The sequence below is a fragment of the Pseudomonas sp. CCNWLW23 genome, from assembly GCF_037095675.1.
Taxonomy (GTDB): Bacteria; Pseudomonadota; Gammaproteobacteria; order Pseudomonadales; family Pseudomonadaceae; genus Aquipseudomonas; species Aquipseudomonas atacamensis.
Genome location: NZ_JBAWKM010000035.1, coordinates 20,372 through 31,948, shown reverse-complemented (window position 1 = coordinate 31,948; position 11,577 = coordinate 20,372). Strand labels below are relative to the sequence as shown.

The window sequence follows — 11,577 nt, the reverse complement described above, 5'->3', positions numbered from 1 at the left end:
GCCGACCGCAAAGTCGAAACCCGCGCCAACGACCACCTCACCGTCGGCGTCAACCAGCACATCAAGATCGGCACCGGCCAATTCATCGACGCAGGCCAGGAAATCCACCTGAGCAGCGGCATGAAAGTGGTGATGGAAGCCGGCGCCGAACTCACGCTGGTCGGCGGCGGCAGCTTTATCAAGATCGACGCCGGCGGCGTGACCCTGAGCGGGCCGGTGATCAACATGAACTCCGGGGGTAGCCCGGGCAGCGGCACCGGCGCCGCGCCGTTGATGCCCGGCGTGTTGAAACAGGCGGATGCCGACAAGGCTGGCCAAGTCCTGACCCCGGCGCAGATCAACACCCTAAAACGTAACGCGCCATTCTGTGAAGAATGCGAAAAATGCAAGGCAGGTGCCTGTGCCATCTGAACGAATCACCCCCAAAGAATGGCTGGCGCAACAGCCGCTGCAAAGTGGCGAGCGCCTGTACCTGATCATCAGCGCCGCCAGCGACGCCGACGCGCTGAAAACCCTGTACCTCACCGAACCCACCGCCCAACTCCTGCCGATCTGGGGCGGCACGCCCTACTCCACCTGGCAACCGGTGATGCCCTACCTCACCGAGCTCAAACCGAATTCGGCCTTCCTGCCCTGGATCGCCGAAACCGATGCGCTGGACTGGGGCTGGCTGGCGGTATCGCGTTCAGAACCGAACGAAGTGTTCGAACATCTGCGCAGCCTGACGCAGGTGAAAATGCCGGATGGCACCGAAGTGTTTTTCCGGTTTTGGGATGGCCGGCATATTTATCCGATTCTGCGGGGGCTTGGGGAGAAGGCTGGAGAAGTGCTGCCGGTGTTTGAGCGGTATCTGATCAATGGGCAGGCGCTGGAATTGGGCACGCGGGTGGTGCCGAAGGTGCGGGATTGGCCGTGGTGGGAGGTGCCTGAGAATCTCTTGAAAGCACTCGCGGAAACAGACCCCACCACCGTCGTCGAGAACCTGATGCAGTGGCTATCAGAAGATTGCCCGGCGCTTTACTTCGAATTTCCCGAAGCCAATTTGCGCAGAAAAGTTGAGCGCTTCGTGCGCCAGAACCCAAACACTGAAGATATGGCAGAGCGTCTCGCCGCACAGCTGACAAAGGAAGTCACGTCATGAATACCCCAATTGGTACCTTGGTCCTGCGTGTATTGGACGCCAAAACACCTGACGCGAGCCTGATTCTCAAAGACTTCAAAAACTGCCTAAGTGATTACAAGGAATGGGCAGACGGTTTCTGGACTGGCTGGGCGCTGGACGTCGACCAGACCTTCAAGGTCGGTAATGAAGTCCGCGTGACGGAACGCAAGACCAAGACTGGCGCGGTTGAAACCTATGCGACCTGCCCACTGGTGGGTGATTTCACGCTGATCCACATGTTTGAGTCAGCGCGATTTGTACCTATCGGAAATACTCCGGTGAAGCTGGAGCCAGTCACCAAAGGCACCTTTTACGACGACGTTACCGGTCCGGTCATCGAAACTATGATCGGCCCAAGCGGCATCAAAGTGATCGAGGGGGCCAAGAAAGGCCAGACCTATCGCATCACGTTCTTCCCCAACGTATCCCAGAGTGACGTCAAAGCACTCTATGATTCCTATCAAGGCGTCATCGGCAAGCTCGAAGGCTGGCTGCAAAGCGAATGGTCGAGCAAATTTCAGCCGCAGTGGGCGAGCTACTCGGCGGCAGATCGTGCGGGGCGCTCGGTCATCTTGCTCAAACGGGCGCTGGACGGTTTCGAGCAAGCTCTACTTCGTCTGTGGGATGACATCAAAAGCCTGTTCGAGCTGCTCGCTCATCCGCAAAAAAACTACGCAAAACTCAAAAAATATCTGTCGGACGTCGAAATCGACAAGCTCTACGCCGCATCGAAAGAGTCCATTGCTTCAGGGTTGCTGATCCTCAGCGATGAACCGCTGATGTTCATCTATGTCTCGGCGATCGTGGCTTGGGTCGGCATGCTCCCGCCGCAGGTCATCGTCGACGTTATGACGGCGATCGCTTCGGAGTTTCTGATCAACGTACTACTGGGTATCTGCCTGACAGGTGGCGCTGGGCTTGCTGTAAGAGCCGGGACAAAAGTCATTACCACGGTCAAATCGGGCGAAGCGATTAAGTATCTGGACGATCTTGCCTCTACCCTGATGACACTCAGTAGCAAACACGCCTTGCCCGCCCATGCGCAAGCATCGAAACCAATCATCGCCAGCGCCAAGAATGTGCCGATGAAACCTGCCAAAACCGCAGCGCTGAAAATCGATGAAGCTACTACTGAAGCACCAAAGACTGCCGCGGCGAAGGCTGAGCCCAAAAGTCATGTAGCGGGGCTGCCGCCAAAAAGCCAGCTGCCGAAAACTACAGATACTCCAAAACAGGAAGTCAAAGACGCCTCTTCGTTTCCACGAGACAAAAAACAGAATCAAACCTCGCTCCAGCCAAAGGAAAAGGTCGACGACGCTCCCGATCAATCCAAGACGCCCGACGACAAAAGCGCCACCTGCGCCAAGAAAACCTGCACCAATGGTTGCCCGGTTTCGATGGTGACGGGTGAAGAGCTGTTGACGATTACCGACGGTGAACTTGGCGGTTTGTTGCCCTTTACATGGACGCGTCTCTATCGCACCAGTGCGGCCGAAATCGACTGCGGCCTCGGTTATGGTTGGAGCCATGCCCTCGCCCAGCGCGTGGATATCAATGGCGACGAAGTCATCTGGACTGACCACGAAAACCGTGTCACGACGTTTCCGATGCCGAGCGAACAGCGTCCGGCAATCACCAATAGCCTTTCGGAAGCGGCCATCTTCATTGGCGGTGATCCTTCCGAGCTCGTTCTCACACAGGCTGGTGAACGTAAGCAGTTCTATCATTTCCGCTTCAACAGCAAAGGCGCGACGCTGATCGCCATCAGCGACAACTACGACAATCGCCTGCAAATCACCCGTGACATCCATGGTCGAATCAAGCGCGTGGACAACGGGGCCGGTCGAGCACTTCTGGTTCGGTATGACCGTAAACACATCATCGCTATCGACTACCAGCAATTTGTCCCGGCCGACACACTGGAAGATGCATGGAGCACGGTCCAGACCCTGGTTACCTACACGTACGATGCTCAGCAGCGCCTGACCAAAGCCACGAACGCTGCCGGTGAGTCTGAGCGTTACACCTACAACGAACAAAACGTCATTCTCGAGCGGCAACTTGCCGGTGGCGCGAGCTTCTACTGGGAATGGGAAAAAGAAGGCAAGTCCGCGCGTTGCATCCATCACTGGGCCAGTTTCTCGCAGATGGACGCGCATTACGCTTGGGATGACAACGGTAGTGTCACGGTAACCAACGCCGATGGCAGTGAAGAAGTCTACACCCACGATGACAAGGCTCGACTCGTCGCCAAGGTTGATCCGGATGGCGCAGAACACCTCAAAGCTTACGACGACCAAGGCAGGTTGATCGCCGAAAAGGATCCCCTCGGCGCGGTCACTGAATACCAGTACAACGAGGCCGGTCGACTGATCGCGGTCATCCCGCCGGAAGACATGCCGACCTCCTACGAGTACTACCACGGCTATGTCCGTGTGGTTAATCGTGGCCCGGCCAAATGGATCTACTGGCGTAACGACCAGGGGGACATCACTGAACAAGTCGATCCGGACGGCAACTCGACGCATTACACCTATGATCGCCACGGACGGCTGCTGGAGATCCGCCATCCTGACGGTAGCCGTCACCAACTGGGGTGGAACAATCTCGGCCAATTGCTTGAGGAGCGTCTGCCGGACGGCGGCCAGCGCAAATACCGCTACGACGCACTCGGTCGGCAGATCACACGTCAGGCTGAAACCGGAGCGATTACTCACTATGAATGGGACGCTGCGAATCGGCTGGCACAAATTACCCTGCCCGGCGGCGCTACTCGGTCGTTCAGTTACAACCCATACGGTCGCGTCACCGCAGAGCGCGACGAACTGGGTCGGATCACGCGCTATGAATACGCCGACAATCTCCATCTGGTCAGCCGTCGAATCAATCCGGACGGCAGCCAACTGCACTATCGCTACGACAATGCGCGTCTTCTGCTCACTGAAATCGAAAACGAACGCGGTGAGCATTACCACCTCGATTACTACAGCAACGGCTTGATCCAGCAGGAAACCGGCTTCGATGGTCGTCGGACTGCCTACGAGTACGATCTCAACGGCAAACTGTTGAAGAAAACCGAGTTCGGTGACGACGGCAGTGAGCTGGTGACCGAGTATCAGCGCGATGCCGCTGGCCGCTTGCTGGTCAAAACCCTCGCTGATGGCGAGGAAATCCATTACAGCTACGATGCCTTGGGTCGCTTGGTAAACGTTGACGACGGCCACTGGCCCCTCGCCTATGAATACGACGTACAAGATCGCCTGATCACCGAGCACCAAGGCTGGGGCACCACACGTTACGAATACGACAGCGTCGGACAGCTCAGTCACTGCCGCCTGCCGGATGGCAGCACACTCGATTATCGCCACCAATCCGGCGGGCATTTGAGCAGCATCGACCTCAACGGCACACGCCTGACTTCCCACCAGTTCAGCGCCGGCCGTGAACAGCAACGCCAGCAAGGTCTTCTGCTCAGCCAATACCAATACGACGAACAAGGTCGCCTGCAAGCGCACAGCGTCAGTCAGCGAGAAAAAAATCTGTTTCAACGTCGTTATAACTACGACGCCAACGGTAACCTCGCTTGCATCGACGACAGCCGTAAAGGCAATCGCAGCTACCACTACGATCCGCTGGATCGTCTGATCAACGTACGTGGCACAACGCCCGAAAGCTTCGCCCATGACCCAGCGGGTAATCTGCTCGGTCAGACCGACATGCCCGTTGCCAACCTGGCCAACGTCAAAGGCAACCGCCTGCTGATGCAAGGCGACCGCCATTACGACTACGACGCATACGGCAACCTGATCCGCGAGCGACGCGGCGCTAACCAGAAACTCGTCACTGAATACCGCTATGACTGCCAGCATCGTCTGATCGGAGTCAGCCTCCCAGGCGGCGGCACCGCATCCTACAAATACGACGCCTTCGGCCGCCGCATCGAGAAAACCGTCGACGGAAACACCACCGAGTTCTTGTGGCAAGGCGAACGCCTGATCGCTGAAAGCGCGGATAGCCGTTATCGCACCTACATCTACGAACCCGGCACCTTCCGCCCGTTGGCAATGCTCGACGGGGAAGGCCCACTGAAAGCGGCCCCGTTCTACTACCAACTCGACCACCTCGGCACACCGCAGGAGCTCACCGACTACAGCGGCGAGATCATGTGGTCGGCGAAATACCGCGCCTACGGTAATCTCGCAACGCTGGATGTCAGCGAAATAGATAACCCGCTGCGCTTCCAAGGTCAGTACTTCGACGCCGAGACGGGGTTACATTACAACCGGCACCGCTACTACGATCCAAACACAGCGCGATATCTGACGCCGGACCCGATCAAGCTTGCGGGTGGGTTGAACAACTATCGGTACGTGCCTAACCCCACGGGGTGGGTGGATCCGTTGGGGCTGGATACTTGTCCTGGTGCGGATGGATGTAAGCCAGACTTCGACGCCGATAACGCGACAACAAAACCTGCGGTCGATGAAAGCCAACCCGACGCTCCTGATGCAGGACGAAAAGCTCATCAATTCCACTCATTCCACGAGTACAAAGTCCCTGAAAATCTGTACCTAAAGAGCGATAAAGTACAATTCAACAGAGCTAACAAGGACTTAATAAACAAGCTCAATGGCGATCCAGCATTTAGAAAAAATATGTATAGTCGAAACCCAGATCTGAAAGCTTGGGTGGATGATCCAAAACGGAACATGGGCTCTAGCCCGACAGGCTACACTTGGCACCACAACGAGAAGCCTGGCGTGCTGCAGCTTGTTCATCGGGCGGACCATAGCGGCGAACACTCCGTTTATCATCCAACTGGAAAAGGCGGACGAGATATATGGGGTGGAGGCCGAGAGGGGCGCGAAGGGAAAATCAAAACGGAATAATCGGAGCACTGATATGAAATACAATCAATCTATCAAAATAGATGACCTGATCGATTTCTTAAAGGCACAGAAAAAAGAGCTTACCTATTGTGTTTATGGTAAAGGATCATCGGACCAAGCGAAGCTTGAAACCGACTGCGTAATTGCTGAATACTCTGAGATCACGGATGACGACGAAGAAATTTTTCCAGACTACATCACTCAAAACAATCTTGAGTTTTGGTTTACCGACGAACTCTTGGAAGATGTTACATTCAATGCGCTGGAGCAGAAAACGTCTGCCACAAATGAGGAAATACTAAAAGCCATTAAACATTATAATGAGCACGACAGCTTCATTAAACTATAAAAAAACAGCACGCAAAATAACCCCGATAGTTTTTTCTTGACAACGGGAGTGTGTCTAGACAAGGTCAGAAAAATGCGCCGCCGAAACGAAAGGCTCCCCTAAACTTGCACGCTCCCACCGTCGCCAAGAAAAGGGGGCCAGAATTGGCGTCAACACATGACCAAAATAAGCATTGCAACGGCATCACCGACGGGTGATGTGGAAACGATGAAATTTCTTCACCAAGGCTTCGAAACGTCCCTTATTGACTCTCAAAAGAAAGTTATCATGGGTGATAAGGGTTTCATCTATTCCGGTGAGATCTATGGAAATGATCAAGTGCAACGCGAGAAAGAGATTCGCGACATTATCAGTTTCTTCCAGCTCAAAAAACCGATCGCTGATATTGGAAACTGATGATCAACACTGGGGGGACCTGGATATGGCGAACCTTGGTCAATACGCTATTTCAGCTCAGAAAATTGTTGAGCGCCCTGGATTCTTCTGCGAGACTTTATAAGTAACTCCTAGCTTATGGAAAGTAACCTCTCAGCACTCGCAGGGATTGAAATCATCTCACAGACCGAAACGGCTACCTACATTTACCCTATCGTTCAGAGTTTCCTGCAACCACTGAATTGCAACATGGATACCCAACCTGCTTCATGGCCGTAGTACTGCCCCCGCCCTGCTTGGAGTGATGGCCGCCGGCGATCGAAGTTCGATACGCTGCAACTCTATAAAAGCGACGTACCAAACGTAAAGTCCCATATTAGCTTGATGAAAAAGTCTGAGCCTGGGACGCTTCAAGAAAGCGTGTGCTGGCTAGAGCACAGGATGCGCGATAACTCATCTCAAAACTACCACTATCATCAAAGAGGATGAGGTAACTGTCTTGCCGGAGACTTAGCAGTGCCAGCCGATATAGAGGCGCGCGTAGCGCTCGAAGAATTGATTGAAAAATACCTCAAGGGAAACGATCTCGATTACAACCGTTTGATTGAAATTATTCAGAATCCTTTACGGCAGTTTCCAATCAGAGGTATGCTTCAGAACATTAGACGGTTCAACAATATTCAGTATACGCAGCAGAAACTAGATCTGATCGACAACCTTTTGTACATGTATGGCTGAGAGGAATCGTGTTAGTAGCGGGCGAATGGTTGAAATAAGCACGCCCTCGATCAGCGTCCGCTCAAGCTTGGCGAGATCAACGCAAGCCGTTCGGCACATTCTAGTCCCCATTCTGATCTCTAGCATTACCTGATAGCTACCACTGATGACAGGCAGCTGACGGCCATAAGCGGACACCCGCAAGCAGCTGCCTACGGGATCCAAACTCATCACGCAGAGTCAACCCAAGAGCCTTCTCAGAGCTCATCGCTAAGTTGCGCTACGACCTTACTAACAACTAATAAAGAGACTAGGTGGGAGTTGCGGGTTATGTTCTAGTGAGTGCGCAAGGCATCTCTTGCCCTCGGTATAAAATCGTTAAGCGCGCGGTAGACCTCCGACGGAACTGACTGTGGGTAACCTCGTATATTCGGACGTCACCGGGTGCTCACGGTTTATCGCTGCAGTTGAGATTTCGGCTCCTTCCCTTCCTCCCATCTAACAGTAATGCTCGCGCATTTAAAGCAGCCCCTTGATATTCAGAAGATGCAGCGACAGCAAAGCTTTTGCGCATCCTTTTCGCCCGATCAATTCATCAAGCTTCCAGCGCAAGATGTCGCTGTCAGGGTTCAGCGTGTTCTGAATCAGGAAAACCATCAGAAACGCGATGACGGCAGATTGCGGTCAAGCTGGAGAGCAGTAAATTAAGCGCCGGCAGTCGAGACGGCAGAAAATTGATACGAGCGTTAGTACATGTCAGCATTTGCATACACTTGCTTAGCGTGCGACCAGCGTACCAGGCACGCCCGGCGACACGAGCGAACATTAGGGAGTGGTCCCAACCTTTCATCGGCGCCGTGTTTTCTTGGTTGAGACCTAGTCTCTGCCCAATATGTATAATCATTATCGCTGACTCTAATGATGTCGGCTTAAGTAAAACGGCTAACGGAAAAAGGCCGTTCAAACAATCACTGAGTACCCTCCATGCCCCACCAATCTTCCGCATCGGGTCTGGCCAAAATAAAAGAGGCCGCATCTATCACGACTGATCCGCAGAGAAGTCAGGATAAAGTTCGCGCAGCCATTTTTTTCCTCTTTTCGGTCTGCCTTGCTCTTATGGTGTTGGTCGGATGGGAAGCTTGGAGCTCTCGTGAATACCGGCTGCACGACAAAGAAGTGGCAATGGCAAACCTTGCCCAAACCTTGTCGTCGCAAGCGCAAGCATCGATAAAACAAGCAGATACCGTTCTGTTCAGTTTGGTCGACCGACTCGAAACTCAAGGAATGGGACCTGATCAGTTGCCTCAGCTCAAGCGGGTGATCACCACCCAGCGAAACGAGCTTGCCCAACTACATGGCCTGTTCATTTACGATCAAAAAGGCGCTTGGATAGTCGACTCCAACGGCATCCTTCCCCCCAATGCAAACAACGCCGACCGCGAATATTTTATCTACCACCGCGATCATCCCGACCGAGCTCCTCACGTAGGCCCTTCGATCAAAAGCCGCTCCACAGGTGAGTGGATCTTGCCCGTCTCCCGGAGAATCAACAATCCAGACGGCAGCTTTGCTGGGGTGGCCTTGGCCACGCTCTATCTTGACCACTTTCTCAAGCTCTACAACAGCATCGATGTCGGCAATAACGGCGTTATCAATCTGATTTCTGCCGACGCAAAGATCGTCGTGCGACGGCCTTTCAACGAGACAATCATCGGTACCAGCATTGCTGATGGTCCGCTCTTTACCCAGCTCCTGCCCAAAGGCGATTCGGGAACCGCCATCGTCAGGTCGTACGTGGACGGAGTAGAGCGTGTCGTCGGTTTCCGGCGAGTCAACAATTACCCTCTCGTGGTGTTCTGCGCCATGAACGAAGAGGAGGTTTTGGCAAGCTGGCGGCAAGAAACGCTGATGAGCTCAGCGATCGTGTTGTTGCTGATAAGCTTCGTGCTGGGGATTGGATACAGATTTATTCGATTGATGAGGCAGCAAACGCACATCCAGAATCAACTAATTGGGGCACAGGACAAGCTCCTTGAGGCCAATCACACCCTCGAGTTGCTGGCTTTGGAGGATGCGTTAACGGGACTTGCCAACCGTCGCCAGTTTGATCTATTCATCCAAGCTGAGATGGGCCGCGCCAAACGAGGTAGAACCACTCTTGCCTTGCTGATGATCGATGTCGACCACTTCAAGCGCTTCAATGATCGGTACGGCCACTTGGTGGGTGACGAATGCTTACGCAGTGTCGCCAGAATTATCCAGGAAAACATCAGACGACCGGGTGATCTTGCAGCGCGTTTTGGGGGGGAGGAATTCGCGGTAGTACTACCCAGCACGGACTACGTCGGCGCTTTCATCGTCGCAGAGAAGATCCGCAAGGCTGTACTGGCATCAGCAATTGAACATGGTGATAGCGACATGGGGATGGTGACGATCAGCATTGGGGTGAGCGCCTTTAGTCCAGTAGACGGGGAAACACCCGACGCGCTGATCGGCGCTGCCGATAAAGCGCTCTATGCTGCGAAGACGAGCGGACGGAACATGAGCGTGATTGCTAATTGAGAAACTTCAAGGCGGGAATTAACGAACTGAATTTTCAGAACTCCCAGAGCCCAATCTTGCGCCACAGCTTGCATTCTTGTGGACTTGGGCATCCTTCGTAAGCGAACAGTACCTTGTGAAACTATCCGGCGACTCTGTTGATACGGATTCCAGCCGCTCACGGACGACCGCTATTGGCCGATCGCTGCCTGTCACAGAAGGCCTGCAATCGGTCAATGGGACAATGCAAATTACGGATTGACATTTCAGAAGGAGAAACCAAAATAGTTGTACAGGGTTTTATATTTGTACAGATATTCCGGTGTCTTAATGTCAACCTCCGAATTGCTCGTTTCGTGGAATGAAAAATGGGCTTTAAACAAAGGAATGGTCGTGTGCAAGGCATGCAGAGCTGTGCAAGCAGAGGCAGATGGCGCTGCCAATTTTGCACATACGCCTGAGTGCCCCAGCGCACATAAAGAACTTAAGCCCTGGAATGATCTACGTGCCGCTATAGGTAGCCGCTCCGAGGATAGCCAACACCCTATCCGTACGTCAGAGATCTGAAAGCCTTCCACGGCCTAAAGCGGTTTTTAGACTTACCACTAATGGCAATGCTGCGGGGCACGAATGGCAGTTAATGGCCGGAAGGTTCCGCTCTCAAACGTCCGCTTTTGGCCGATAGGAGTCGCTTCCGAGCGTCCGCTCATGGCCGGAAGCAGCCCATCCGCGAACGTTTACTTTTGACCGATAGTTGCCACTTATGGCCCACCGCTATCGGCCAAAGCGGACTCTGGCGAGTAACCACTCTTGGCATATTTCCGCCCATTTTGCCCTGCAGAGAACCGACAAAAATAACGAGCCAGTTATGCCTGCGAAACCGGTGCGATTCATAATCTTGATTTTAGATCAGTAAATGGCCATCACTTTTCTGAGCTACCTCGGTTGTGGTAGCCAGCGCGTAGGCCTTCTTTAGTCACTCCCCTCCCTTGAGGGCTACTTTCGCGGCTAATTTTTCAAACGCCGGACTAAAGCCGCCAATCCGGTTGATCATCTCGAAAAACCACTGAAAAGACTCTTGCACGAAATCTTCATCGGAAACTCTGTCGGGATACATGACGCAAAATAAGGCTCTTACGGCTGCATCCTCGTCGAATCTGCACCCCGCCGCATTCGCGACCAAATGCTGCAAATGTAAGTGCATGGGAATCTTCGGAGGAAGGGAAAACTTTATTGCGCTGCCTAAATCTGTCCTGAAATAGTTTCTGGGTGCCGTTTTAAAGTGTAAACGATGGAGATCCGAAAGAGCTCATCATTTACATTTTTGGCTCATTCAGGCTGCAAGCTCATCCATCAGATGCATGAGAATTGGCTGCATGTCTCAAAAAATCAATACTTTAGACATACCCAATCACGCGCTAATCACCCGATTACAGAGTTGACAAGTAGTCAGAAACGAACAACGGATCTGGTGGCCATCAGTGCTCAGCTCTCAACGGGTCAATCGGGCAAAGGCGCGGATGTTAACACGCTCGGCGGGGTGT

The 11,577-nt window shown here is 53.3% G+C and carries 8 protein-coding genes and 1 pseudogene; 7 read left to right on the top strand and 2 right to left on the bottom strand.

Annotation, left to right across the window (positions count from 1 at the left end; genetic code table 11):
• The 6 genes and pseudogenes from V8J63_RS26860 to V8J63_RS26835 form a co-directional block, all read left to right on the top strand.
• Positions 1–411, top strand: a pseudogene (locus tag V8J63_RS26860) (type VI secretion system tip protein VgrG); the annotation flags it as partial.
• Positions 401–1,141: a DUF4123 domain-containing protein gene (locus tag V8J63_RS26855; RefSeq protein ID WP_336464913.1), complete on the top strand. Its 741-nt coding sequence runs from the start codon at positions 401–403 to the stop codon at positions 1,139–1,141. The pseudogene V8J63_RS26860 and the gene V8J63_RS26855, both read left to right, overlap by 11 nt.
• Positions 1,138–6,051, top strand: coding sequence for an RHS repeat-associated core domain-containing protein (locus V8J63_RS26850; protein WP_336464912.1), 4,914 nt, complete (start codon positions 1,138–1,140; stop codon positions 6,049–6,051). The genes V8J63_RS26855 and V8J63_RS26850 overlap by 4 nt, the downstream gene beginning before the upstream one ends.
• Before the next feature lie 13 nt (positions 6,052–6,064).
• On the top strand, positions 6,065–6,400 hold the full coding sequence (locus V8J63_RS26845; RefSeq protein ID WP_336464911.1) for a DUF7716 domain-containing protein: 336 nt from the start codon (positions 6,065–6,067) through the stop codon (positions 6,398–6,400).
• 156 nt (positions 6,401–6,556) lie between these two features.
• Positions 6,557–6,796, top strand: a complete 240-nt coding sequence (locus V8J63_RS26840; protein ID WP_336464910.1) for a hypothetical protein — start codon at positions 6,557–6,559, stop codon at positions 6,794–6,796.
• Positions 6,797–7,291: 495 nt separating this feature from the next.
• Positions 7,292–7,513: a hypothetical protein gene (locus V8J63_RS26835; RefSeq protein WP_336464909.1), complete on the top strand. Its 222-nt coding sequence runs from the start codon at positions 7,292–7,294 to the stop codon at positions 7,511–7,513.
• A gap of 498 nt (positions 7,514–8,011) precedes the next feature.
• Here the strand turns inward: V8J63_RS26835 and V8J63_RS26830 are convergent, their stop codons facing one another.
• Complete coding sequence (locus tag V8J63_RS26830; protein WP_281894513.1) at positions 8,012–8,161, bottom strand: low affinity iron permease family protein; 150 nt, start codon at positions 8,159–8,161, stop codon at positions 8,012–8,014.
• A gap of 315 nt (positions 8,162–8,476) precedes the next feature.
• On the opposite strand from V8J63_RS26830, the gene V8J63_RS26825 reads away from it, so the two are divergent.
• Positions 8,477–10,054 (top strand): sensor domain-containing diguanylate cyclase, encoded by a 1,578-nt coding sequence (locus V8J63_RS26825; protein ID WP_336464908.1) that lies wholly within the window; start codon positions 8,477–8,479, stop codon positions 10,052–10,054.
• Between the two features lie 955 nt (positions 10,055–11,009).
• Here V8J63_RS26825 and V8J63_RS26820 read toward each other — a convergent pair.
• Positions 11,010–11,237: a hypothetical protein gene (locus V8J63_RS26820; protein WP_336464907.1), complete on the bottom strand. Its 228-nt coding sequence runs from the start codon at positions 11,235–11,237 to the stop codon at positions 11,010–11,012.
• Between the last annotated feature and the right edge of the window lie 340 nt (positions 11,238–11,577).